Below are 25,479 nucleotides of genomic sequence, written 5' to 3' on the forward strand. Positions count from 1 at the left end.
CGCAAAGCTCAAAGACTGGCGACGGGTGGCAACACGATACGACCGCTGCGCTCATACCTTCATGTCTGCAATTCATATCGCAGCAAGCTTCATTTCCTATCTCAAAGAATGAGTCCTGAGCCTAGGCTCTCCCAGCTGCTCACGCACCTCGGCCAGAGTGATGCCCCCAACGCCATATCGCCCGAAGGTCAGGGTCTCCTGCCTGCCATGGATCGCATAGTTATATCGGAACGAGATGCTACCCGCAGGCGTCACGGCGACGTACAACCCATCGCGGTCGTTCACCTTGTAGAGCTTATCCGTCGGCTTAAGGTTGCGCAGTTTGGTATCGGTCAACATCAGTTCGTGGTACTCCAAACAGCGATACCATGATTGAAAACCATTAAAATAACCGGATAAAATCCTTATTATTCATATAGTTACTTCTTGTAGATACCATGACACCCATAGAGTGCCTGACATGGTATCGATAAAAAACATAGCATCAGACTCAGTCAGTGCCATGCACCATGCCATAAAAAGTTGCTGCCTGGCGATACCGCTTAGTGCCAGACAATGCCGGACCCAAAAACAAAAAAGCCCGCATTTCTGCGGGCTTTAAGGCACTTTCATGCCGGGCAATACCACCTATGCCAGACGTGAGATCATTCCCACTCAATCGTTCCTGGTGGTTTAGACGTAATGTCATAAGTAACACGGTTAATACCACGTACTTCATTTACAATGCGACTTGCCACACGGTTAAGAAAACCCATATCAAACGGGTAAACTTCAGCCGTCATACCATCCGTGCTGGTTACAGCGCGCAGAGCACAGGCCTGATCATATGTACGGCCATCTCCCATCACACCCACCGTGCGCACCGGCAGCAGAACAGCAAAAGCCTGCCAGATCGCATCATACAGGCCTGCCGCACGGATTTCCTCAAGGAATACCGTGTCAACACGACGCAGCAAATCAAGTTTTTCGCGGGTAATAGCACCAGGAATACGTATGGAAAGACCTGGGCCTGGGAACGGATGACGCCCGACAATCACCTCAGGAATATTCAGCTCACGACCAAGCGCACGCACTTCATCTTTAAAAAGCTCACGCAACGGCTCTACGAGCTTCATGTTCATGCGCTCGGGCAGGCCGCCAACATTGTGGTGAGACTTAATTGTAACTGAAGGACCACCTGTGAAACTGACACTCTCAATCACGTCAGGATAAAGCGTGCCCTGCGCCAGGAACTGCGCACCACCAAGACGAGAGGCTTCCTCTTCAAACACTTCAACGAACAGGCGACCAATCGTCTTACGCTTCACTTCAGGGTCAGTAACTCCGTCAAGAGCTTTCAGGAAGATATCAGACGCATCACGGTGCACAAGATTAATGTTGAAGCGACCACGGAAGGTTTCCATAACCTCCTCAGCTTCACCGGCACGCAACATGCCATGATCAACGAAAATACAGGTCAGCTGATCACCAATAGCCTGCTGGATTAAAACAGCTGCAACGGATGAATCAACACCACCTGACAAGCCACAAATCACCTTACCTGTGCCAACCTGCTCACGGATGCGGGCAATTTCCATCTCGCGGAAACCAGCCATCGTCCATGTGCCAGAGCAACCAGCAACATTATGAGTAAAATTACGCAGCAGCGCTGCACCATGCAGAGTATGCACAACTTCAGGGTGAAACTGCACGCCGTAAAGATGACGACCTTCATCGGCAATCACGGCAAACGGTGCGCCTTCACTGGTTGCCACAGTACGAAAACCAGGAGGAAGACTGGTGACACGATCACCATGGCTCATCCATACCTGTTCGCGACCACCACGGGCCCATGCCCCACGAAACAAAGAACAATCTTCAACAATATCAACAAAAGCCCGGCCAAACTCTCTGTGGTCAGAACTTTCGACCTTACCACCAAGCTGCAGACACATAGCCTGCTGGCCATAGCAGATACCCAGAACAGGGATCGCCATTTCAAAAACAACATCGGGTACACGTGGAGCATCTGCCTGGATCGCACTGGCAGGACCACCGGAAAGAATAATTCCACGCGGTGCAAAAGCAACAATACGGGCAGGATCAACGGTAAAGGGCCAGATTTCACAATAAACACCACTCTCACGCACACGTCGTGCAATGAGCTGAGTCACCTGACTTCCAAAATCAAGGATCAGGATCCGGTCCTGGTGCAAAGTTTCATCCAGCCTGGCGGAAGTGGCTGACGTGGTGTCATCAACGGACATGGACTACTCGTCTTTCTGGTCGGGGCCTGAACGGCATAACAGATCAAAAAAACCGCATTACATAATGTAACACAGCACTCTGTGCCGATATAAAGCGACAACAGCACGACGTCACCCAATATCTCGCAACAACCAAACAATCCTGCCACCTGTGGCGATGTTACCTTGAAGACAGATTGTAAAAACATCACATCTGACAGAGCACTTAAGCAAATCATAACGGGACAGACCTTCAGATATGCCTTTTTTTCGTGTTTCAGAAAAAGCCTCATCCTGGCGAATCTTTACCATGGCCGGCCTGATGCTCAGCTCAGCCTGGGCACACACGGCTGCTGCGGCCTCTCTGGCCGCCAACGACCCGTATGGTGACTGGGTAGGGACACTTGTTACTGAAAAAGGGCTTAACTGCCCGACATATGCTCAGTCTCTTATGCAGATTGAGCCACATCGTATGGTTTTCGTGCCAGCCACCGGCTCTTTAATTTTACGCGGGGTCCCGAATAAAGCCACGCAACATTATCATGCGCAGTTATTGCTGGAAGACGCAGCCCACAAACCCCTGCCGATAGTTTTTGAAGCACACCCTTCAGGAACAACATTTGAGGGGGTTTACGGCACCCCCGAATGCAGAGCTCATATCACTCTGACCAGGCCTGAACATAATGCCTGGAAAAATTTTCTCGATATTAATTAAAAAAACAAAAAAAGGGGGTTGCCACACCCCCGTTCTTATAATAGAACCCACCTCACGGCGCACCCGTAGCTCAACTGGATAGAGCACCAGACTACGAATCTGGGGGTTAGAGGTTCGAGTCCTTTCGGGTGCGCCAATAAAAAATCCCAAAAATAAAAAATAATTTCTGATATATAAGACCTTTTGCAAGTAATCTTATTGTCGCCTTACATTTTATTTAGTATTCGGTCACGACTTTCAAAATAACTGGATAAAAAATGCGTTTCCTTACATTAGCTGCTGCTTTTTGTATTGCTGCTCCGGGCCTTGCCCAGGCACAAAGCACCCCTGCTCCTCTGTCAGCCTACGCGTCTGAATTTATTAAAAAGCCCGTATTTTCTAAATCCTATCAAAAAATGCTCACTCTTCCCTCATGGGTCAGAACCGGCCAGGGCACATCAGAAATTGTTAAGCCATTAACAATCGAGGGCAAAGCCTATCTCGTGACAAACATTTGTGAGCCACATAACTGCCACGACCACCAGCTCAATCTCATTTTCACAAAAGACGGTAAACAGGCCTGGGGCCTGCTCTCAACCTTTCGTGGCAGCAAACTTTATCAGCTGCCACTTGGGGAGCCAGACGATGCTATTATGAATGCGCTGACAAAAAACTTTCAGGAAAATAACCCAGGCAGCCCGACATAATAAAACCTGCCCACGTCAGGCGCTGCACTAAACGCGCCTGACCCTGCATAGCGCTACAGCTCAGCCCATTGCCGGATAAGATTATGGTAAGTTGCTGTCAGCCCCAGTACTGCCGGGTGATCATCCGGCAGTGTCTTACGCGCCTCTATAATCGACATATCAAAATTATAAAGCAGCGTTCTCTGCCCATCATCTTTTACAGCTGACTGTGTCCAGAAAAAAGAGGCCCAGCGACTACCTCGTGTAACGGGATTTACAGAATGCAGACTGGATGAGGGATAAACAACCATATGCCCCGCAGGCAGCCTGATGCTTTGCGTGCCATAGGTGTCCTGAATTACCAGCTCTCCGCCATCATATTCATCACAGTCACTCAGAAAAAGCGTGCTGGACACATCTGTACGAATACGAAAGCCTGTGCCTGGTAAAGCACGGATTGAATTATCAACATGCGCATGAAAACGCATACCTTCATCATAACGATTAAAAAGAGGCGGATAAACCCGCAACGGCAACGCGGCACTGGCAAAAGTCTGGTTACGCCCAAGTGCTTTTAAAACCAGCTCACTCAGCTCACGGCTTTGCGGCGACTGCTCTGGCACCTGTAAGTTAAACTTTGCTTTTGCTGACTGCTCACCGGCGGTAACTTTACCATCAACCCATTCCGTTGCCTCCAGCACTTCACGGCAATAAGCAACCTCATCAGGCGTCAGAACTTCAGCTATACAAACAAGCACCCTGTTTCCCTTTTATAACAGCCGGGCACATGCCCTGATTTAAGCGCTATTTTAAGGCAACTAGTCAGAAAAGCAAATGCGTCTTGTTCTCAGTTGGGTGCGGCAGGCTTTCTGTCAGCTCAGGCGCGTGCCATCGGGCACCCGACGTTCAGGGGCAGACAGAACAACACCATCTTCCGCCTCAAACCCTGATAATAAAAACTGTGAACGAAACGGGCCTATCTGCTTTTCTTCAAAGTTAAGAATACCAATAACCTGTCGCCCTATCAGTTCATCGACTGTATAAAGTCTGGTGATCTGTGCACTGGTTTTACGCTCACCATAAGAACCAAAATTAACCCATACTTTAAAGGCGGGTTTACGCGCTTCAGGAAAAGCCTCAACGCGGGTGATAGTACCTGCAACAATCAGAATTTTCTGAAAATCACTCCATGGCACCGTCTGCATAACGCCTCTCCTGCCCTGCGGTCCTGCCTCACTCAGCCCCGGAAATCACATCGTAACCTGCGCTACCTGCTGCCGGCCCGCTAAGTGGTACATTGCTGATAGCAACAGCCTCTTTACGATCGGCAGCCGGGCCAATTTCACGCGCATTAATCGCCGTACCAAGCACACCATTATTCCCTGTACCCACAGCATAAACAGACTGACCCGGCTTAAGCCAGGCTGCCAGACGTGTAGCTTCACGAGGAATAAGATGGATCAGTGTATGGTCTTTTAAAATAACACCTGAGACCTGCCCGCCAAGATTGTACAAAGGCATCGCAATTTCACCATGTACAACAATATCAGGGCCAATAATCATTTCAGGTGAATGCTGTGGCACAGCCATCAGTGAATCCTGCACGCTACGACCACGCGGACTGGTGATTGCAAAAGCCCGAATAACAGGAAGAGTATAAGCTTTAACACCGCGCAGTGAAATGTGGTCACCAACCTTAATCAGGCCAGACAGTGTATGCCCGATCTCGGGAGAAACCAGCACCTCTGTATCCCCGTTCAGCAACAGGCCCAGCACCCCACCATCAGGGGCAGGCAAAAACTGGGTTACTGTGCCACTAAAGGCAGACATGGAAGAGAGGTCATACACACCAGCAGCCTGTTTCTCAGTGACAGTCTGATGTGATGCAAAAGTTGCCTTAACAGTCTGTTTTACAGGCGGTGCAGCAAATGCCGGAGATACCAACAGAAACAAAGCAGAAACAGAAAGAAAAACGCGCATGGCTTTACCAGTAAACTGACTTTTTCCTGCCTCAGAGAGGCCCGCAACAGGCAAAAGTTTATGAAAAACTTTTGCCATTCTTTGCGAAAAAAACCAGTCCGGCAAGAGCCGGATAAGCATGTTAGTGACGGAAATGACGCATACCTGTCAGAACCATGGCGATACCCGCAGCATCAGCTGCCGCAATGACTTCATCATCACGAATTGAACCACCTGGCTGAATGACCGCAGTCGCACCCGCTGCAACAATAGCTTCGAGACCATCAGCAAACGGGAAAAATGCATCAGAGGCCGCAACTGAACCCTGTGTCAGAGGGGTGTCCTGCCCTGCGTTTCTCGCAGCCTGCGCACTTTTGCTGGCTGCGATCTGGGCTGAATCAACACGGCTCATCTGCCCTGCCCCGACACCAACTGTTGCTTTATCTTTAGCATAAACAATCGCGTTGGATTTAACATGTTTAGCCACCTGGAATGCGAAGATCAGATCTTCCATCTCCTGCGGTGACGGCGCACGTTTTGTCACAACTTTTAACGTCTCAGGGGTAATACGCCCACAGTCACGAGTCTGCGCAAGGAAACCACCAGCAACCGAACGCACAACCACCCCGGCTTCAGCCGGGTCAGGCAAACCGCCGGTGAGCAGCAGACGCAAATTCTTCTTACGGGCAAGAACAGCTTTAGCTTCTTCTTCCGCATCAGGGGCGACAATCACTTCGGTAAAGATACCTGCAATCTCTTCCGCTGTAGCGGCATCAAGCGTGCGGTTAAGTGCCACAATACCGCCAAAAGCAGACACAGAATCGCACCGCAGAGCATTTTTCCATGCCTGTGTCAGCGAGGAGGCAACCGCAACACCGCAGGGGTTTGCATGCTTAACAATAACGACTGCTGGTTTATCAAACTCAGCAACAGCCTCAAAGGCGGCATCCGTGTCGTTAATATTATTATAAGAAAGGGCTTTACCCTGCACCTGCACCGCTGTTGCGACACCCGGGCGCGCACTGCCATTTTTATAAAAAGCAGCCTGCTGATGCGGGTTTTCACCATAACGCAGAACTTCAGCACGCTGACCAGAAACGGTAAACGAATCTGGTAAAAAATCTCCGGTCTGAGCAGCAAACCAGGCAGCAATAGCGGCATCATAAGCAGCTGTACGAGCATATGCAGCACCTGCATAAGCAAAGCGTTGTGCCTGCGTGGTACCACCTTTGTTCAGCATATCGATAAAACCATCATACTGACGGGTATCTGTCAAAACCACGACATGATCATGGTTTTTAGCCGCTGCACGAATAAGAGCCGGGCCGCCAATATCAATATTCTCAATGCAGTCTTCTGCACCTGCACCGGATGCTACCGTTTTTTCAAAAGGGTATAAATTGACAACAACCAGATCTATCGGACCGATACCATGCTCGTGCATCTGCGCAACGTGAGCAGGCAAATCTCTGCGCCCGAGAATACCACCATGAATTTTAGGCACCAGGGTTTTAACGCGCCCATCAAGGATCTCAGGGAAACCAGTGTAATCTGATACTTCCGTTACGGGCAGACCGGCATCACGCAGAGCTTTGGCAGAACCACCTGTAGAGAGAATTTCTACGTTATGGGCAGCCAGAGCACGACCAAGATCCAGGAGCCCTGTTTTATCAGAAACGGAGACAAGAGCACGACGTACAGGCAACGAAGAGAGGCTCATGAGCGAGAAAACCTTTCGCACGGATAAAAAGCTTGTAAAAAAGGGCTCCTTACCCGAGCTGTTTTCACAGAGCAACCGCCCTGAAAACGGCTAAACCACTCAGCAGCGGGTAAAGGTCCAGTAAAGAGGCTGACGACCCGCAGCAATAGCCTTCGCCTCATAGCGTGTCGGGAACCAGTTTTCCGGCCGTTCCTGCGCAGGCGGGGCTGTTATAAAAAACGTCTGTTCAGCCATCACATCCTCAACCCACTGCTGATAGGTCGGGTCATCACTCGCGACGCGCCACACCGCACCGGGCTTAAGCGCACGCGCAACCAGGGCGATATTATGAGGGTGAACAAAACGCCGCTTCGCATGGCGGGCTTTTGGCCATGGGTCGGGGAACATCAGGAACATGCGGTCAAGACTTGCTTCAGGCAAAGCCTTCAGCAGCACCCTTGCATCATCATCCCACAATTTCAGCATATCAGGGACAGACGATGTTTCTTCCTGCCCTGAAGGAACGACCCGGCTCAGCAAAGAGCAAAGACCATTCTCAAACACTTCTGAAGCAATATAGCCAACATCAGGATGTGCGTCGTGCTGGGCGAGAGAATGCTCGCCCCCGCCAAACCCGACCTCCAGCCATATCTGATCAGGTACTTTACCGAAAACAGAAGCCGGGTCAGAGGCCTTCTCTACAGGAAAGCGCAGCCGGGGCAACGCAGCCTGTAGCAAACGCTCCTGACGAGGGCGCAACGTATGCCCGCGGGGGCGCCCGTAAAGGCGCTCCGGCGGAGGTTTGACGTCTGATACGCGAACGCCGCCTTCTGTCATCAGAGATGCGTCCTGCTACTCAGCGTTTCAGTGCACTACGCAGAGAATCGACCAGGTCAGCCTGTTCCCATGTGAAGTTGTCACGTGCTGCATCTGGCTTACGACCAAAGTGACCATAAGCTGCTGTTTCAGCGTAAATCGGACGGTTCAGACGCAGGTGCTTACGAATACCACGCGGTGTCAGGTCCATTACCTCACGCAGGATAGTACCCAGACGGGCTTCATCAACATCTTTGCCGGTGCCATCAAGGTCAACATACAGAGACAGCGGGTGAGAAACACCGATAGCATAAGACAGCTGAATGGTGCAGCGATCGGCAAGGCCTGCAGCCACAACATTCTTTGCAAGGTAGCGACAGGCATAAGCTGCTGAGCGGTCAACCTTCGTCGGGTCTTTACCTGAGAATGCACCGCCACCGTGTGGAGCTGCACCACCGTAAGTATCAACAATGATTTTACGACCAGTCAGACCACAGTCACCGTCAGGCCCGCCGATAACAAAAATACCGGTTGGGTTAACGTAAAATTCTTTTTCTTCGGGCATCCAGCCTTCTGGCAGAACGTCACGAACGATACCACCCAGACGCGCCCGCAGCTCTTCCTGGTTTACGCCAGCATCATGCTGGGTAGAGATAACAACAGAAGTTGCTTTAACCGGACGGCCATTCGAGTAGTGAAGTGTCACCTGGCTTTTTGCATCTGGCTGAAGACCAGCAGCACGCGGGTCACCTGCGCGACGCAGATCACGGATTTCGTGCAGGATGCGGTGCGCATAATACAGTGGCGCAGGCATAAGCGTATCTGTTTCGTTTGACGCATAGCCAAACATAATGCCCTGGTCGCCAGCGCCTTCGTCTTTATCGCCGGCACTGTCAACGCCAACTGCAATATCAGCTGACTGAGCATGCAGATAGTTTGCGGCCTCAGCGTTGCGCCATGAGAAGCCTTCCTGGTCGTAACCAATATCTTTAACAGCCTGACGTGCTGCCTCGATCAGTCCTTCAGATGTTACTGAAGCCGGGCCACGCACCTCGCCAGCGAGGACGATACGGTTCGTCGTCACCAGAGTTTCACAGGCCACGCGGGATTCTGGATCTGCAGCAAGATAGGCATCGAGAACAGTATCACTGATACGGTCTGCAACCTTATCGGGATGACCTTCAGATACTGACTCTGAAGTAAAAAGAAAATCGCCGTCTTTACGCATAATTGAGCCGTCCGCCTCACGCACTGTGAATTAGGAATTGTGAGTGTCGCCTGTTGTCAGGGCGCCGCATTCGTGTGGCTTAATAGTGCTCAATGGTCAAGTATCGTAGCACAGGGCTGCCATGGGCTGAATGCCGGCACACCACACAGAATACAACCTAACACTATGATTTTATTTAATTATATTATAATAATCACACATAATACAAAAAGCGACAGGAACTGTTTTTTTTATTTTTACCTGCGCATGGAAAAGGAATTTTTTGATAAATAACCTTTTCCACTATCGCTCCAGGTAGAATCTCTCTTCACAGAGGGGGCAGACCCAGTACATCTTCCATGCCAAAATAGCCTGCAGGCTGATTTCTGACCCAGTCGGCCGCACGCACAGCCCCGGTTGCAAAAATTCTGCGGTCAAACGCACGGTGTGACAGGCGAATCTGCTCATCAGCTGAGGTAAACATTACTTCGTGCTCCCCCACAATCTGACCACCACGCAGAGCTGCAAAACCAATATCACCTGTTTTGCGCGCACCGGTATGACCATCGCGTCCGCTATCTTTCACATCAGCAAGGCTCACACCCCGCCCGTCAGCAACAGATTCGCCGATTGCCAGAGCTGTGCCTGAAGGAGCATCGACTTTTTGGCGATGATGCATTTCAACAATTTCGACATCATAGGATTCTGCTGGTAACGCCTGCCCCATCATACGAGCCAGACGACGCACCAGAGTAACACCAGGTGAAAAATTAGCCGCATGGACTACAGCAATTTTTTTAGCCGCGGCCTTAACCGCTGCCTCCTGCTCAGGAGAAAGACCTGTTGTGCCCAGAACAAGGGCTTTGCCGTAATCCGCCAGAATTTCAGCATGCCGTGCTGAAGTATCAGCATGCGTGAAATCGATCACCACATCACTGGCATCTGCCAAAGCCGAAAAATCGGCGAAAAGCGGCACATTAGCCAGAAGCCCCTTAACCGAAGAAGGGTGCCGTGCACTGCCACCAGCAAGTATAAAACCCGCACCAATAACTTCTTCTGCCAGCAAGCGCCCAACACGACCGGAGATGCCGGCAATCCCTATTTTAAGCGATGGCACTGTCATGATCTTTTCACCTTATCTGCTTTGCATCTTACTCTTTGCCAGATCATGCCCGGTCGCGGCACATTTTATAGTAAGAGTAAGATGTTATGTAGCAGAATATTAGTTTGCTTTACCCTCAAAAAAATCTTTTACCCGGGCAAAAAAACCTGTGTGTTCCGGGCTGCTCTTAATATTTTCTCCGGCTTCCTTCTCAAACTCTTCCAGAAGCTCACGCTGACGCTTGTTAAGATGCTGCGGTGTTTCAACCGAAACCTGAACATACATATCGCCGCGTGCGCCTGAACGCAGGACAGAGAATCCTTTCCCTCTCAGGCGGAAATTATTCCCGGTTTGTGTACCGGCCGGAATTTTAACCTTTGCACGGTTGCCATCTATAACCGGCACTTCAACCTCTGTGCCAAGGGCAGCCTGCCCCATTCTCAGTGGCACCCGGCAAAAAATATTGGCGCCATCACGCTGAAAAATTGAGTGCTCTTTAACTGAAACCTGAATGTACAAATCACCTGGAGGCGTACCCTGAGGGCCGCTTTCACCCTCTCCGGTCATACGAATACGTGTACCGTCTTCAATACCGGCAGGAATCTGAACAGAAACAATGCGCTCTTTTTCAACCGTACCCTGCCCATGGCAAGCACCACAGGGGTTCTTTACAGTTTTACCAGCACCATGACAGGTCGGACAGGGGCGCTCAACAACGAAGAAACCCTGCGCAGCCCTGACCTTACCAGCCCCGTGACAGCTCGGACATACATCAACGCCGGCCGCACCGTTTTGAGACCCGGTTCCCTCACAGGACTCACAGCTCACACGCGTTATGACAGGCAGGTCTTTTTTTACACCAGTAAAGGCTTCTTCAAGAGTGATGACGACATGAGCCTGCACGTCATTGCCGGCGCGAGGGGAGCCACGACGCCCTCCTCCCATCATATCGCCGAACATCTGCTCGAAAATATCACCAAGGCCGGCGCCACCGGCACCGCCGCCAAAATCAAACCCGCCTGGGCCAGCACCGCCGCCTTCAAATGCCGCATGACCATAACGGTCATAAGCCGCACGTTTATTCTCATCTTTCAGAATATCGTAGGCATGGTTAACGTCTTTAAATTTCTCTTCAGCTGCAGCATCCCCCGGATTACGGTCAGGATGATATTTCATGGCCATCCTGCGATAGGCTTTCTTGATTTCATCAGCGGATGCTGTCTGAGTGACCTCAAGAATTTCGTAATAATCAACCTGCGTGGCCATGAAAAAAACCTCTTAAAAATTCTGCCTCTTAAAAATGAGCGCAGCCTGTACCCTGATATAACAATGGCGTCCGCCTCTTACAAAGCACGGACGCCAGAAAAATAAACACGGGAGCGCACTCCCGTGTTTTATGCAAAACGCCCGATCAGGACTTTTTGTCGTTTACGTCTTCAAAGTCTGCATCGACGATATTTTCGTCTTCTTTTTTAGCAGCCTCAGCTTCCGGAGCTGCGCCACCTTCTGCCTGACTTGCTTTGTAAACAGCTTCACCAACCTTCATAGAAGCCTGCGTCAAACGCTCAGTAGCCGTTTTAATTGCTTCTGCATCACTGCCTTCAAGAGCAGTTTTAACAGCTGCAACCGCTGCTTCAGCTTCTTCCTTATCAGCGGCCGGAACTTTATCACCGGCTTCTGTCAGAGCTTTCTCTGTCTGGTGAACGAGGCTTTCTGCACTGTTACGGGCTTCAACCTGCTCACGTCTGGCTTTATCTGCTGCTGCATTTGCTTCAGCATCTTTAACCATTTTGTCGATATCACTGTCAGACAGACCACCAGATGCCTGGATTTTAATCTGCTGCTCTTTACCGGTTGCCTTGTCTTTCGCAGAGACAGAAACAATACCGTTCGCATCAATATCGAAAGTAACTTCAATCTGAGGCACACCACGTGGTGCAGGCGCAATACCTGTCAGGTCAAAGTTACCCAGCAGCTTGTTGTCAGCAGCCATCTCGCGCTCACCCTGGAACACTTTAATGGTCACGGCACTCTGATTGTCATCAGCTGTCGAGAAGGTCTGGCTCTTCTTGGTCGGAATGGTCGTGTTACGATCGATCAGACGTGTGAAGACACCACCCAGCGTTTCAATACCCAGTGACAGCGGTGTCACGTCGAGCAGCAGAACGTCTTTAACATCACCTTTCAGAACGGCACCCTGAATAGCAGCACCAATAGCCACAACTTCATCAGGGTTCACGTTACGTGCAGGATCTTTACCAAAGAACTGCTTAACTGCATCAATGACTTTCGGCATACGGGTCATACCACCGACCAGGATAACCTCGTCAATTTCAGCAGCAGACACACCGGCATCTTTCAGCGCAGCTTTACATGGATCCAGAGTACGCTGAATCAGATCATCAACCAGGCTTTCCAGTTTAGCACGGCTGAGTTTCAGCATCAGGTGCTTAGGACCAGAAGCATCAGCTGTGATAAACGGCAGATTAACTTCTGTCTCTTTAGAAGAAGACAGCTCAATCTTTGCTTTTTCAGCTGCTTCTTTCAGACGCTGCAGAGCAAGTTTGTCTGCACGCAGGTCAATGCCCTGCTCACGTTTGAATTCATCTGCCAGGTAGCTGATGATGCGGTTATCAAAGTCTTCACCACCGAGGAACGTGTCGCCGTTTGTTGATTTAACTTCGATGACACCGTCAGAAATCTCAAGAATTGAGACGTCAAAAGTACCGCCACCAAGATCATAAACAGCAACCGTGCCACCGCTCTTTTTTTCAAGGCCATAAGCCAGAGCTGCCGCTGTCGGTTCGTTGATGATACGCAGAACTTCAAGACCAGCAATACGGCCGGCGTCTTTTGTCGCCTGGCGCTGTGCGTCGTTAAAGTATGCAGGAACAGTAATAACAGCCTGGCTCACTTTTTCGCCAAGATATGCTTCAGCTGTTTCTTTCATTTTGCCGAGCACAAAGGCAGCGATCTGAGAAGGCGCGTATTTTTTACCGCGGGCCTCAACCCATGCATCGCCGTTATCGCCATCAACAATGGCGTAAGGAACCATTTCCTTATCTTTCTGCACAGCCGCGTCATTAAAACGACGACCAATCAGACGTTTTACCGCATACAGCGTGTTCGCAGGGTTGGTTACAGCCTGACGCTTTGAAGCCTGGCCAACCAGCATCTCACCACCTTCGGTAAAAGCTACCATAGAAGGGGTTGTGCGCGTGCCTTCGCTGTTTTCGATAACTCTGGTCTCATTACCCTCGCGTACAGCAACGCAGGAGTTAGTCGTACCAAGGTCAATACCAATAACTTTACTCATTTATTACTCTCCTTCAGCGAACCTGACTGGCCCGAAGCACCAGACGGGATCCTAAAATAATTCACTGCCTTCTTGTGTCTCTGACAGCGGGAATATCCATGATGTATGATGCACCCGATATGAGTTCAAGTAGCAGCCAGCAAAGGAATCAAGAAAAATATCAGCTTCTTATTCTGCTGCTTTCGCAACAATAACCATAGCCGGTTTAAGCAGGCGGCCATTCAGTGTCCAGGCTGGTGTCCAGGCCTGCATTACTGTCCCAGGCTCATGTTCCGCACTTGGCTGCTCAGCCATCGCCTGATGCAGGTTTGCATCAAATGCCTGACCCTGCGGATCTGAAGCTTTAACGCCGTGCCGCTCCAGCATAGCCACAAACGAACGCTCAATACCCTCAAGACCTTCGCGCATTTTTGCAATTACGCCGTCTTCGCCTTCCTGTGCAGGAGGCAGGCTTGTCAGGGCACGGTGAATGTTTTCAGCTGTTTCGACAGAATCACGTGCAAATTTCTGCACAGCATAAAGGCGTGCATCTTCCACATCACGGCGTGCCCGGGTACGCAGATTCTGATTCTCAGCCTCAGCCCGCAGCCATTTTTCCTTAAACTCAGCAGCTTCGCGCTCGGGACCGGAAGTCTCTCCTTCTTCGTCCTGTACTACATCAGCCTGTGCTTCCGCCTCAGGAGCAAGCGCTTCCTGCTGCGAAAATTCCTGCTCAGCGTCAACCGAACCAGCTGGCCGGTTACCTTCAGGTAATTCTGTTTCGTGAACCATAATCTATCAAGTAGGCAACCTGACCACACTCGGCAAGACCCACATTTATCATTTTCAAAAACTTATCTGCAACACCTCTCAGCCAACGCATTGCATAAAGTCTGTGGTGAAAACGTAAGGAACAGCGTATGTCTGTAACCCGATTACTGCTGACAGAGTAAGGATAACGTACACAATGACAGAGCGCACCAAGCAGACCATTGCTCTGGTTGATGACGATCGCAACATTCTGACTTCAGTTCAGATGACACTGGAGGCCGAAGGATTTTATGTCCGGACATATACTGATGGCGAATCTGCACTACAGGGCCTGACCGCTCATCCGGCAGACCTGGCAGTGCTGGACATTAAAATGCCCCGTATGGACGGCATGGAGCTGCTGCAGCGCCTGCGCACCCGCTCTAATCTGCCTGTTATCTTCCTCTCATCAAAAGATGAGGAAGTCGATCAGCTGATGGGCCTGCGCCTCGGGGCCGATGACTATATCATCAAGCCCTTTTCTCAGCGCCTGCTGCTTGAGCGCATACGCGCTCTGCTCCGCCGTAACGATGTCAGCCGGGCAGAAGCAAACGGTGCTCCCAGTGCAGGCACTCTTGTACGTGGTTCTCTCTCCCTTGATGAACTCCGCCATAAATGCACATGGAATAACGAGGATGTTCCTCTCACCGTCACAGAATTTCTTCTGGTCAAAACACTTGCGCTGCGCCCTGGCCTGGTCAAATCACGCGACCAGCTGATTGATGCCGCCTATGGCGATACCGTTTATGTTGATGACAGAACAATTGACAGCCATATCAAGCGGGTAAGAAAAAAATTTCGTCAGGTTGATGATAACTTTAATCAGATTGAAACCCTCTACGGTATTGGTTACCGCTATAAGGAAGACTGAGCTCTGTTCTCATGAACCGCCACACACGCATGTCAGTTCTCTCTCACTTCCGCCGGCCCGGACCTTCGGGCCGGAAGGGTCGCTTGCACGACAATCATCCGGAGGAGGACGATCAGCCTCTGGATGATCACTCTTACAAACGGCTTATTTCTCCGCTTACGCGGCGCATTATGCTGGTTAACATTCTGCCACTGCTGCTGCTGGCAATTACCATGTTGTTCCTCAATCAGTTTCGTGACAGCCTCCTGGTCACTGAGGTCACAGCACTACGCGAGCAGGCCCGCATCTATGCCGGCGCTCTGGGCGAGAGTGCCGTACACATAAATCGCTCCCGCATGGCTGATAATGCAGAAAATTTTACACTTGATGCCCCGATCGCCCGCAGGTTGCTGCTGCGCCTGACAGAACCCAGCCCCAATGCTCATGCCCGTCTTTTTGCACCCGACGGGCAACTCATCACTGAGAACCTGACAGATCAAAATAACCACCCTCATCAGCACAATCACAGAAACTCCCCCAGACGCATCCCCCCTCCGATGCTGCCAGGACCAGATTTTTTCGAACGTCTTATGACATGGGGTCCCTCGCGCTATGGCTCCAGCATCGTCACACTGGATACAAACGAAGAAGATATTCCCGCTGACCCTGAACGTCCCGCTGATGCCCCGGGAAGTGACAGCAGTTCGCCGCCTCCCCCTGAAACCCCACCCTATATTCGCCGTACAGCGGATGGCCATCTGATCATTACAGTTGCTGAACCCGTTATTCATGACGGAAAAACTGTTGGTATTATTCAGGTTACACGTGCTGCAGCCCAGGTCGACAGGGCCGTATTTGCTATTCGCTCTTCCATTCTATCTTTATCTCTTATGGTGCTCATCATCACCATTATGCTGTCATGGTATCTCTCCATGACCATCGCCAGGCCACTCCTGCGCTTAGCAACCTCAGCACGCGTAATGCGTGAATCTTCAGGCCGAACAGGCACCGTGCCTGCACGCCTGCTGGGCAGACGCGATGAAATAGGCGACGTTGCCCGGGCTCTTCAGGCAAGTGCTCAGGCTTTGTGGAAGCGTATGGACGCTATCGAACGCTTTGCTGCTGATGTCAGCCACGAAATTAAGAACCCTCTCTCATCTATTCGCTCAGCAATCGAAACTTTACTGCGTATTGAAGACCTCAATCAGCAACGCCGCCTGCTGAGCATTATCAACCAGGATGTCAGACGTCTCGACAGGCTGATTACCGATATCTCAGATGCCAGCCGCCTGGATGCAGAGCTCTCACGTGCTCAGGCCGAACCCATTTCTGTCACACCTCTCTTTGCATTGCTGGCCGAAATGCAGCAGGCGACCCGTAAAGAGCACGACCCTGTTATTCTCACAGAATCTGCCGGTGATACTCCCGATAATCCGCTGCAGGTGATGGCTGTTGAAGACAGGCTCGTGCAGGTCCTGCACAACCTGACCGGCAATGCCCTCTCCTTCTCTCCACCAGATGGCAAAATTATTCTCAGATGTGAGCCGAAAGGCAACATGGTTGAGCTGTCTGTCAGTGATGAAGGACCGGGAATTCCACCGGCCAAACTGGATTCAATTTTCGAGCGGTTTTACTCAGAACGCCCGCAGACAGAAAATTTTGGCCAGCATTCAGGACTGGGGCTCTCCATCAGCCGCCAGATTCTTGAGGCCATGCACGGTAAAATTACAGCGAGAAATCGCTACAATAAACAGGGAGAGATTATCGGGGCCTGCTTTTATGTCATTCTGCCTCGTGCAAGCGTTACAAAAACGCCTCAGGGCGCTCAACATAAAAAGCAAGCTCAATAACAGCATGCGGCACACTCAGCGTGCCGCTGCCTGCCCAGGTAAAAGTCAGAGCTGGTAACATCTGAGGAAACATTCGCCGGAATACAGGCACACATGCAGAAAATTCATCGGCATCTGTAATCAGATATGCAACGCGGGTAACATCTGACATCGTAAGCTGCTCGGCCTCCAGCAGCATTCTCCCCTGTTCCAGAGCAGCCTGACACTGGTCAGCCATTGTACCGCTGCCATCAGCAGCACATAAACCCGTAATTCTGATTTCTCTTAATCTGCGCTCAACCTTAGCGACCGGTGCAGCAGACACCTGATTCAATAAATTCCGCTTAGACATATCAGGCTGCACCTCTTTACTGCACGCAGAAAAACAATGCTTTTTATTACGGCACCGGTATAACACAGGCAACAGAAGCTGTCATGCGTGTGGCGCATAAGTCACCTTCAGCAAACCGATCTCTGCTGAACCTGTTGCGTTGTCATAACACTGCCAGGCATAATAGGATTCACGTCAGCATCAGATTCGACATGCTGTAACAGCAATGCAGTGCACCACATGACCTGTGAAGGAAACCCGCACCATGCGTGCAGATGAAACGTCAGCACTTCGCCTTGTCCTTATTGTGACAGGTCTGTCAGGGGCTGGTAAATCGTCTATTCTGCGTATTCTCGAAGACCTTGAACATGAGGTCATTGATAATGCCCCGCTGGGTATGCTTGATGATATCATTGCAAGAGCGTCAGGCCCTGTGGCTATTGGTGTTGATACACGCACACGTGGTTTCAATGTCTCTGCCCTGCTTGAAACGCTGATGCACCTGCGTATGAACCCTGAGCTCAGAGTTGAACTGATATACGCCACGGCAGAAGAAAATATTCTGCTCCGTCGTTTTACAGCAACCCGCCGGCGGCACCCCCTTGCACCACACAGCAACATCGCTGAAGGGATACGCGAGGAAACAACTCTGACCGCTCCGTTAAGAGCCGCAGCTGACCTGGTCATTGATACATCGGACATGCCACCTCCTGACCTGCGCCAGTTCGTTGAGAGTCGTTTCAGTCCGTGGCAGGCCAGTACAGGCCAGGGGCTGACCGTCACGCTTATGTCTTTTGCTTTTCCTGCCGGTTTACCCCGTGAAGCTGATATTGTGCTTGATGCGCGTTTTCTGCAAAACCCACATTATAAGCCTGAGCTGGCACAGCAAACCGGTATCTCTCCTGATGTCGCGAACTATGTCGCACAGGACCCTGATTACAATGCATTTTTTGAGCTTGTTCTGGCCATGCTCAAACTCGTCCTGCCCCGCTTCGTGCGTGAAGGAAAAAAATATGCTACAATCGCAATAGGTTGTTCAGGAGGGATGCACAGATCTGTCACATTAATTGAAAATCTGGCCAGAAAACTCTCTGAACCAGATAGTATAAAAGAGTGCAAAGAAGCTGGTCAGTGGCCCATTATGGTCATTCACCGCGAATTAGTGCGGCAGGGCCTCAGTTCCTGGCGCTGGGCTCGCAAACCCACCAGCCCCTGAGTGTTTGTGTCACTATTGCTGGACTTACCATCATAAATCGTTCCACATTGTGGAACTTATCTGTTTCTGCCTCATGCTCAGAAACACTTCTGTAATTTGCAGACCACACCGAAAGTCGTATTTTATACTCTTTCCCCCATGCTCTCTTGTGTGTCTGCCCCCGAAAAACGGCCTGCATGGCTTTTTAACGAGGCAATATTTTTTCCTTATGTCTGATTCTGTCCATTCGCCCGCACTCACTTCGCCAATACATGACCCCTTTGCCGTCTATATTCAGCATGAATTAGCACCTGTTCTAACCGAAGTGAGAAACTGGCTTAGCTGGCTGCCTGCGCCTGTTGTTTCTTTTATCGTTCTGTCCGTAATAGGGCTGCTCGCTGCACTTTTCAGCCGCCTTGTCACTGACCGTATTCTCATGCGCATACCGGGGGCCAAGCGCGGGGCACTGGTCCGTCTTTTTACAAAATCACTGCGCCGCCCTGTGCGGCTCATGGTTATGTTTTTTGCTGTCGGCATTACTTTACCTGTCAGTGGCCTCAGCAACTCATTACAGGCCACTATCGGGCATATTCTGCTCATTTGTTTTATCGCTACGATGGGCTATGGCACTCTTATTACGATCCGCACTCTTTCAGATACTTACCTGAGTCGCTTTGCTGAAGCCGACCAGGACGACGACATTCTGGCGCGTAAACACGCGACACAAATAAGGCTCCTGCGTCGTCTGACAGAAATTATTATCTGCGTACTGACAGTCAGTGCCGAACTTGTCACGTTTGAACCCGTCAGAGAATATGGGGTTAGTCTTTTTGCCTCTGCCGGTGCGGCTTCTCTTATCCTGGGTCTGGCCGCCCGCCCGGTTCTGGCCAACCTGTTCGCCGGTGTGCAGATTGCCATGACGCAGCCCATTCGTATGGGTGACCTGATTGTCTTTAACGGTGACTGGACCTGGGTTGAAGAAATCACCTCAACCTACGTTGTTTTACGCTCATGGGACTGGCGCCGACGCATTGTGCCTATTCTTTATTTTCTTGATAACCCTTTTGAAAACTGGACCTACAACTCGGCTGAACTGGTTGGTGCTGTCTATCTGCATGTTGATTATCGCGCCCCGATGGACAGAATACGCACAAAACTTGAAGAAATTGTTCGCGGATGCCCGCAATGGACCGGCAAAGACTTCAGCGCACAGGTCGCTGACTGCAACCAGCAAACCATGATGATTCGTGTCACGGCCAGTGCACGCACGGCCATTCGCAGCTGGGATCTGCGCTGTGAAATAAGAGAGAAAATTATTCGCTGGATGTGTGAGGAATGTCCCGAAGCTCTGCCCAAAACACGCTTTGCCATGACACCTTCCGAACAGGGATATGCACAGCCGGCACTGACCCGCACAGGGGAGCCTCCACTCCCTCCAGGATTTATGAACGGCCCTGAAGGCGCTTTTCAGCCACCGTCAGATTCAGGCCCTCAGGCCTGAATCTGACCACCAGGCATTACTGAGTAATCTGATCAAAAATGCCATTCTCAGCAAAGTGCTTTTTCTGCACAGCCGTCCATCCACCGAGACTGGCGATATCAAAGGTCTCTACCTGAGGGAAACGACTGGCATTTTCTGCTGCAACGGCAGGGTCAACCGGGCGAAAATAATGTTTTGCACCAATGCGCTGCCCTTCAGGTGAAAACAGAAACTCAATATAAGCCTGAGCCGCCTCCTGCGTGCCATGCTGCGCAACATTTTTATCAACAACAGCAACTGGTGGTTCAGCCAGAATAGTTGTTTTTGGCACAACGATCTCAAACTGATCAGGGCCAATATCATTGGCCGCAAGCAGTGCTTCGTCTTCCCAGGCCAGCAGCACATCACCTAACCCACGCTGTACAAAGCTGTTCGTTGCACCCCGCGCCCCAGTATCAAGGACAGGTACGTGCTTAAACAGCTGCTTCATATAAGCTTTGGCGGTATCTTCCGTCGCACCAGGCTGGCGCAAAGCCCAGCCCCAGGCGGCAAGGTAGTTCCAGCGTGCGCCACCTGATGTTTTAGGATTAGGTGTCACAACCTGTACACCATCTCGCACCAGATCCTGCCAGTCGTGAATATTTTTAGGATTCCCCTTACGCACCAGAAATACAATTGTACTGGTATAAGGTGTAGAATTATGCGGAAAGCGTTTCTGCCAGTCTGCACTCAGTAATCCGCGTTCGGCCAGCACATCAATATCATGAGCCAGACCGAGCGTAACAACATCAGCCGGCGCACCTTCAAGCACAGCACGTGCCTGTGCACCTGACCCTCCGTTAGACGTACGGACAAAAACAGCATTACCAGGTTTCTGCTTACGATAAGCTACGGCAAAAGCTCTGTTAATTTCAGCATAAAGCTCTCGTGTCGGGTCATAAGACACATTAAGTAACTGAGATGTCTGTGCCAGTGCCGGATGCTGATACCCGCTTACACCTGCAGCCAGTGCGCCTGCTGTAAAAATACCACCGAGAAGTGTACGACGCGAAAGACGAATAGACACGTTTTACTAACCTTTGCCGCTTATAAGGCTACCATTTTTCAGCTCACTTTTTAACAGGGAGACCGGATAAAGGCAGCTTCATTTCACGATAACAGTTGTAAATTATGCGTCAAGACCAAAGGATAAAAACACAATTTTTCGTTAAAATTAAAAAATTATTTGTATAACAATTACGTATCGTTATATTTAATATTCAAAATATACGTTTTTTATAGTGATTTATAAAATCATTCTTCTTAAGTGGCATCAATACCCATGTCAGCATCTCCCCGGCCTCTGCGTCTTCAGAAATACCCTCTTTCCAGTCTGCTGCTGACATCCTGCATCATCACATCTGCTCAGGCCACACCTGCCACCACCACAAATAGCAGTACTCCACGTCATACCCCTTACATACACGTTGCACGACAACAGAACGCCCCCCCTCGGGTTGCAACACCATTATCTGACGGCCTGGCCAGCACAGCCACCGTCCCCAAAGAACAGATTACTGTACATATCGCACCTATTTCTCCCACTATGATCTACCCACATGCGACACCGGTAGGACAACCTGTCAGAACCACCGGCGCGCAAGGGCGCTTATATGGCCGGCAATATGACTGGGGTGTGTTCAACCGTGGCAACGGTGAAGCCGCAGGGTTCGGACCAGTAGGCCGTTATGGCATTGCTCCATGGGCTGAAGACTGGAGTCGCCTGCGACAGACCGGCAAACGCTCTGACCCTTTCGATATTCTCAAATTCATTCCTCTTAATAAAGACGGTTCAGTCTGGCTCAGCTTCTCAGGAGAAACCCGGGCGCGTAACTGGTTTGAAAGCCGCCCCGGACTGGGCACACAGAAAGTTAACGATTCAGGACGCTTTGCTGTCAGAAATCTCTATGGGGCTGATTTGCACCTGGGGTCACATGTACGTCTGTTCGGGCAGCTGATTAATGGTAACGCCGGCGGGTGGAGACCCTACAGCTATGGCTCAACATACCGTAAAAAGCTTGATATGCAGCAGGCCTTTATTGAATTCAAATGGACTATGCTACATGCCAAAAGTGGCTTTCTATTTGGACGGCAACAGTTTGTCGGTGCCCCCTCTTACATGATGTATAACCGTGAGACACCCAATGTGCCACTCTCATGGAACGGTTTCAGAGGGTACATGGTCTGGCCCCGTTTTCGAATTGACGGCTGGGACTTTGTGCAAACCGATGACAGCCATAATAAAATGTTCCATGATGGCGAGAACTATAATAATCGCCTTTACGGTTTTAATTTTACCTGGGCGCCACCTGACGGTCGTTTTATGCACGACCGCACTTATTCCTTCCTCGATCTTTTTTATATTGGCTACAAACTCGCAGGGCGCAACAGTGCTGTAGCAACGCCCACGAATGGCAGCAGCGAGGGCTTTAATACACGCAATAATTTTGGCGTACGCTGGCACGGACTGGCTGGCCCCTTTGAGTTTTCCTTAGGGGGAATCTGGCAGGGAGGTGTTTTCAGATACGCCCGCACAAACCAGGCACGTAATGTCAGCGGCTATGCTATCAATACACTGGTCGGATACCGTATTCCCAAAAACCCATTCCATACTTTTCTGGGCCTTCAGACTGACGTCTATTCAGGTGGCAATAAAAATAAAACCAGCGGCACCATTGGTACTTATATTTCTCCATTTAACCCGCAAACCAACTATCTCGACACCACAACCTATATGACAGGTTCAAACCTGATCGGTTTTGCGCCGCTTATCAAAGCAACGTTCCTTAAATCTGTCAGTTTACAGGTAAAATATCCACTCTTCTGGCGCTACAGCACTCAGGACCCGATTTATAAGTCTTCAGGATTTTATAAATTCACTCAGGATTTTAATGGCAAATTTATTGGCATGGCCCCACAGGCCGCACTGGCATGGCAGATCACCGACCACCTGTCATGGACGCAATATGTGTCACGCTTCATGACCTCGCATGCGCTCAATAAAGCAGGAGGCTCAAGCGGTACATATTACCAGTCAAACTTTGTATTTCGCTTCTGAAAAGCGATCTGACAGAATTACAGCTCACGCACGCCCCGTCTGGCCAGTCAGCTGCGACGGATCAAGATTGATACTGGCCAGAGCCTGCCGCCACTTCTGTTCAAAATCTTTACCGAATAAAATATCACGTGAAAACGGGGCGATAAGCCAGGAGTTTTGCAAAAGAACTTCTTCTTCAAGCTGTCCTGGTACCCAGCTCGCATGCCCCATAGCCAGCAATGCCTGACGAGGGCCATGCCCTTCAGCCATCTCTTTGAGAACAGAGATACTGGCACTAAGCGTAACGTCAGGCGTAACGGATAAACCGTCCTCACTTTGCCACTCCCCCGAATGCAAAATAAATCCCCGTGTTATATCAACGGGTCCGCCTGCACTGACAAGAACACGATGCACTGATGACATCTGAGCGATCTGCAGCTGCTCAAGCAGATCATCTACCACCTTCTTTGGTAAATGGTGGTTAATAACAAAACCCATAGCGCCACCTTCATCAGAATGCGCGCAAATATAAATAACAGCTCCGGCAAATGGCGTTCCGACCATTACAGGAGAAGCAATAAGAAGCTTCCCGGTAAGAGACTCCGCAAAGCGCACTACTGACGGTAAAGAACTATGTGAACCCATTTCTTCGATATGAAACTACTTTCATTATTTTGCAACCTTTTAAAACTTCATTACAGGACTCATGCAAAAACTATTTTCAGGTTCTGTAAAATATCTTATTTTTACATGAAGACATTTCTCCTCTACAGTCATCAGAAGTATCGGGAGGAGAAGCCTGTGAGTAAACTTACCCAATTTCTGGATGTTCTCGACAGCTACAGCGTAACAGACGGTAGCACCTTCAACCTAAAAAACTATAAACCCGACGATGACGGGAAGCTGGGACTAAAAAAAGAAGACGGTGTTTTTCTGCTTAAAGAAGTAAAAGCCCTGCTGCAGGAGCTGCAGGAGCTGCTTTATGCCAATAAAACCCACTCCCTTCTTATCGTGTTACAGGGCATGGATGCAGCTGGCAAAGACGGCACCATCAAGCATGTTATGTCAGGAGTAAATCCACAGGGCGTCTCTGTCGCCTCATTCAAAAACCCAAGCTCTTCTGAACTGGCGCATGGTTTCTTGTGGCGTATTCACGCCGCCGCCCCTGAAGCAGGCCATATCGGGCTATTTAACCGCAGTCATTATGAAGATGTGCTGGTAACCAAAGTTCACCCCGAACTGCTCGAGAAAGAGCATCTGAGCGGCCCGCTTAACACCCCGGAATTCTGGGAGGGACGCTATGATGACATTCGCAATCTCGAACATTACCTGTCACGACAGGGTACTGTTGTTATAAAATTCTTCCTTAATATTTCACGTAAAAAACAAAAAAAACGTTTACTTGAACGCCTCGATATTCCTGAAAAACGCTGGAAATTCTCTTCAGCTGATTTACGTGAGCGTGAATTCTGGGATAAATATCAGGAGGCTTTTCAAGATGCCATTTCTGCCACAGCCAGCCCGCATGCTCCCTGGGTGGTCGTACCATCAGACCGCAAATGGTATGCACGCCTTGTTGTCATAGGCACCATCATCCGGACCCTGAAAAATTTACATCAGGAATTGCCTAAACCTGACCCGGAAGTTAACAAATATATTGATGACTATCGCGAACATCTGCTCAGGGAAAAAGACTGAACCTATGCTGAAACTAATGCGTAATTTTTACGCAGGCGGCGCATTTTTTCTTGCCGCAACACTGTTAGCATCGCCCTGTGTTTACGCACAGGGTGCCAGCACTACAGAGGGTGAGAGCTGCAATAACCAGGCCTTTCTTGCCAGGCAGCAGGCCTACGAAAATGGTACAGCCACGGCTGATTCACCCGTACATATCTGCGGCACCGTTATTGGCGTTAAAAAAAGAGTACAGCACACCAGAAGCGGTCGGCATGGTTATTTTTACGTTCTCATTGCCCCTCATGTTTCGATCAGAATCGTTTCAGGGCTTGAACGCATGAATGCACCTTCATGGCCGTGGGTCAGAAAAGGTGATTCAGTTGATATTGTCGGACGCTATTACTACGACTCTGCGCGTAGCCAGGGCGTTGACTGGACACATCACGGCACTGGCCGTGAATGGCACACCCCCGGTTATATCATCGTTAACGGCAAAAAATATCAGTAAACTATACTGACCAGACGAAATATATCTGGTCAGCATTTCA

Annotated in this window: 24 protein-coding genes, 1 tRNA gene and 2 pseudogenes; 11 read left to right on the top strand and 16 right to left on the bottom strand. The window is 50.2% G+C overall.

The window, feature by feature from the left end; translation table 11 throughout:
• Positions 1-112 (top strand): annotated as a pseudogene (locus HK11_RS12650) (IS5/IS1182 family transposase); the annotation flags it as partial.
• Between the two features lie 8 nt (positions 113-120).
• Here HK11_RS12650 and HK11_RS11430 read toward each other — a convergent pair.
• The 3 genes and pseudogenes from HK11_RS11430 to guaA form a co-directional block, all read right to left on the bottom strand.
• Positions 121-339, bottom strand: a pseudogene (locus HK11_RS11430) (Arm DNA-binding domain-containing protein); the annotation flags it as partial.
• A gap of 151 nt (positions 340-490) precedes the next feature.
• Positions 491-658 (bottom strand): hypothetical protein, encoded by a 168-nt coding sequence (locus tag HK11_RS12395; protein WP_158092829.1) that lies wholly within the window; start codon positions 656-658, stop codon positions 491-493.
• Positions 645-2,246, bottom strand: coding sequence for a glutamine-hydrolyzing GMP synthase (gene guaA / locus HK11_RS11435; protein WP_086555456.1), 1,602 nt, complete (start codon positions 2,244-2,246; stop codon positions 645-647). The genes HK11_RS12395 and guaA overlap by 14 nt, the downstream gene beginning before the upstream one ends.
• A gap of 238 nt (positions 2,247-2,484) precedes the next feature.
• On the opposite strand from guaA, the gene HK11_RS11440 reads away from it, so the two are divergent.
• The 3 genes from HK11_RS11440 (at position 2,485) to HK11_RS11450 (ending at position 3,626) form a co-directional block, all read left to right on the top strand.
• A complete protein-coding gene (locus HK11_RS11440; protein ID WP_233133465.1) occupies positions 2,485-2,940 on the top strand; it encodes a hypothetical protein in 456 nt (151 codons plus the stop codon).
• A gap of 59 nt (positions 2,941-2,999) precedes the next feature.
• Positions 3,000-3,076: transfer RNA gene (locus HK11_RS11445), tRNA-Arg, on the top strand.
• 121 nt (positions 3,077-3,197) lie between these two features.
• Positions 3,198-3,626 carry an Ivy family c-type lysozyme inhibitor gene (locus HK11_RS11450; RefSeq protein WP_086555457.1) on the top strand — a complete coding sequence of 143 codons (429 nt, stop codon included), beginning with the start codon at positions 3,198-3,200 and terminating at the stop codon, positions 3,624-3,626.
• Positions 3,627-3,679: 53 nt separating this feature from the next.
• On the opposite strand, the gene HK11_RS11455 is transcribed toward HK11_RS11450, so the two are convergent.
• The 10 genes from HK11_RS11455 to HK11_RS11500 form a co-directional block, all read right to left on the bottom strand.
• Positions 3,680-4,363, bottom strand: a complete 684-nt coding sequence (locus HK11_RS11455; protein ID WP_086555458.1) for a Fe2+-dependent dioxygenase — start codon at positions 4,361-4,363, stop codon at positions 3,680-3,682.
• A 114-nt stretch (positions 4,364-4,477) separates the two neighbouring features.
• Positions 4,478-4,810, bottom strand: coding sequence for a tRNA-binding protein (locus HK11_RS11460; protein WP_086555459.1), 333 nt, complete (start codon positions 4,808-4,810; stop codon positions 4,478-4,480).
• Positions 4,811-4,838: 28 nt separating this feature from the next.
• Positions 4,839-5,663, bottom strand: coding sequence for a hypothetical protein (locus HK11_RS11465; protein ID WP_233133466.1), 825 nt, complete (start codon positions 5,661-5,663; stop codon positions 4,839-4,841).
• A 43-nt stretch (positions 5,664-5,706) separates the two neighbouring features.
• A complete protein-coding gene (gene purH / locus HK11_RS11470; RefSeq protein ID WP_086555460.1) occupies positions 5,707-7,284 on the bottom strand; it encodes a bifunctional phosphoribosylaminoimidazolecarboxamide formyltransferase/IMP cyclohydrolase in 1,578 nt (525 codons plus the stop codon).
• Between the two features lie 99 nt (positions 7,285-7,383).
• The gene (locus HK11_RS11475) at positions 7,384-8,100 is read right to left on the bottom strand and encodes a tRNA (guanosine(46)-N(7))-methyltransferase TrmB (protein ID WP_086555461.1); all 717 of its coding nucleotides are present in this window, start codon (positions 8,098-8,100) and stop codon (positions 7,384-7,386) included.
• A gap of 19 nt (positions 8,101-8,119) precedes the next feature.
• The gene (gene metK, locus HK11_RS11480) at positions 8,120-9,307 is read right to left on the bottom strand and encodes a methionine adenosyltransferase (protein WP_086555481.1); all 1,188 of its coding nucleotides are present in this window, start codon (positions 9,305-9,307) and stop codon (positions 8,120-8,122) included.
• 307 nt (positions 9,308-9,614) lie between these two features.
• A complete protein-coding gene (dapB, locus tag HK11_RS11485) occupies positions 9,615-10,409 on the bottom strand; it encodes a 4-hydroxy-tetrahydrodipicolinate reductase (RefSeq protein WP_086555462.1) in 795 nt (264 codons plus the stop codon).
• Between the two features lie 99 nt (positions 10,410-10,508).
• Positions 10,509-11,654 (bottom strand): molecular chaperone DnaJ, encoded by a 1,146-nt coding sequence (dnaJ, locus tag HK11_RS11490; RefSeq protein WP_086555463.1) that lies wholly within the window; start codon positions 11,652-11,654, stop codon positions 10,509-10,511.
• Between the two features lie 145 nt (positions 11,655-11,799).
• Complete coding sequence (gene dnaK / locus HK11_RS11495; protein ID WP_086555464.1) at positions 11,800-13,704, bottom strand: molecular chaperone DnaK; 1,905 nt, start codon at positions 13,702-13,704, stop codon at positions 11,800-11,802.
• Positions 13,705-13,872: 168 nt separating this feature from the next.
• Positions 13,873-14,475, bottom strand: coding sequence for a nucleotide exchange factor GrpE (locus tag HK11_RS11500; protein ID WP_086555465.1), 603 nt, complete (start codon positions 14,473-14,475; stop codon positions 13,873-13,875).
• Positions 14,476-14,650: 175 nt separating this feature from the next.
• On the opposite strand from HK11_RS11500, the gene HK11_RS11505 reads away from it, so the two are divergent.
• Together HK11_RS11505 and HK11_RS11510 are read left to right on the top strand one after the other, a co-directional pair.
• Positions 14,651-15,364 carry a response regulator transcription factor gene (locus tag HK11_RS11505; protein ID WP_086555466.1) on the top strand — a complete coding sequence of 238 codons (714 nt, stop codon included), beginning with the start codon at positions 14,651-14,653 and terminating at the stop codon, positions 15,362-15,364.
• 11 nt (positions 15,365-15,375) lie between these two features.
• Positions 15,376-17,193: an ATP-binding protein gene (locus HK11_RS11510; RefSeq protein WP_369822958.1), complete on the top strand. Its 1,818-nt coding sequence runs from the start codon at positions 15,376-15,378 to the stop codon at positions 17,191-17,193.
• On the opposite strand, the gene HK11_RS11515 is transcribed toward HK11_RS11510, so the two are convergent.
• Complete coding sequence (locus HK11_RS11515) at positions 17,147-17,524, bottom strand: hypothetical protein (protein ID WP_143216404.1); 378 nt, start codon at positions 17,522-17,524, stop codon at positions 17,147-17,149. The genes HK11_RS11510 and HK11_RS11515 overlap by 47 nt on opposite strands.
• Positions 17,525-17,768: 244 nt before the next feature.
• Here HK11_RS11515 and rapZ point away from each other — a divergent pair, with 244 nt between their 5' ends.
• Together rapZ and HK11_RS11525 are read left to right on the top strand one after the other, a co-directional pair.
• Positions 17,769-18,719 (top strand): RNase adapter RapZ, encoded by a 951-nt coding sequence (rapZ, locus tag HK11_RS11520; protein ID WP_086555468.1) that lies wholly within the window; start codon positions 17,769-17,771, stop codon positions 18,717-18,719.
• Between the two features lie 271 nt (positions 18,720-18,990).
• On the top strand, positions 18,991-20,199 hold the full coding sequence (locus HK11_RS11525; protein WP_369822959.1) for a mechanosensitive ion channel family protein: 1,209 nt from the start codon (positions 18,991-18,993) through the stop codon (positions 20,197-20,199).
• A gap of 16 nt (positions 20,200-20,215) precedes the next feature.
• Here the strand turns inward: HK11_RS11525 and HK11_RS11530 are convergent, their stop codons facing one another.
• Complete coding sequence (locus HK11_RS11530) at positions 20,216-21,244, bottom strand: sulfate ABC transporter substrate-binding protein (RefSeq protein ID WP_086555470.1); 1,029 nt, start codon at positions 21,242-21,244, stop codon at positions 20,216-20,218.
• Positions 21,245-21,499: 255 nt separating this feature from the next.
• Between HK11_RS11530 and HK11_RS11535 the strand changes: the two genes are divergently transcribed.
• The gene (locus tag HK11_RS11535) at positions 21,500-23,275 is read left to right on the top strand and encodes an alginate export family protein (RefSeq protein WP_408736138.1); all 1,776 of its coding nucleotides are present in this window, start codon (positions 21,500-21,502) and stop codon (positions 23,273-23,275) included.
• Between the two features lie 24 nt (positions 23,276-23,299).
• On the opposite strand, the gene HK11_RS11540 is transcribed toward HK11_RS11535, so the two are convergent.
• Complete coding sequence (locus HK11_RS11540; RefSeq protein ID WP_369822960.1) at positions 23,300-23,908, bottom strand: YqgE/AlgH family protein; 609 nt, start codon at positions 23,906-23,908, stop codon at positions 23,300-23,302.
• 96 nt (positions 23,909-24,004) lie between these two features.
• Between HK11_RS11540 and HK11_RS11545 the strand changes: the two genes are divergently transcribed.
• Together HK11_RS11545 and HK11_RS11550 are read left to right on the top strand one after the other, a co-directional pair.
• Entirely contained in the window at positions 24,005-24,952 is a 948-nt protein-coding gene (locus HK11_RS11545; RefSeq protein WP_194299694.1) for a PPK2 family polyphosphate kinase, read from the top strand.
• A gap of 4 nt (positions 24,953-24,956) precedes the next feature.
• Entirely contained in the window at positions 24,957-25,439 is a 483-nt protein-coding gene (locus tag HK11_RS11550) for a DUF3465 domain-containing protein (RefSeq protein ID WP_086555473.1), read from the top strand.
• The last annotated feature ends 40 nt before the right edge of the window (positions 25,440-25,479 follow it).

Origin of the sequence: Acetobacter sp. DmW_043 (assembly GCF_002153485.1) — a bacterium.
Taxonomy (GTDB): Bacteria; Pseudomonadota; Alphaproteobacteria; order Acetobacterales; family Acetobacteraceae; genus Acetobacter; species Acetobacter thailandicus.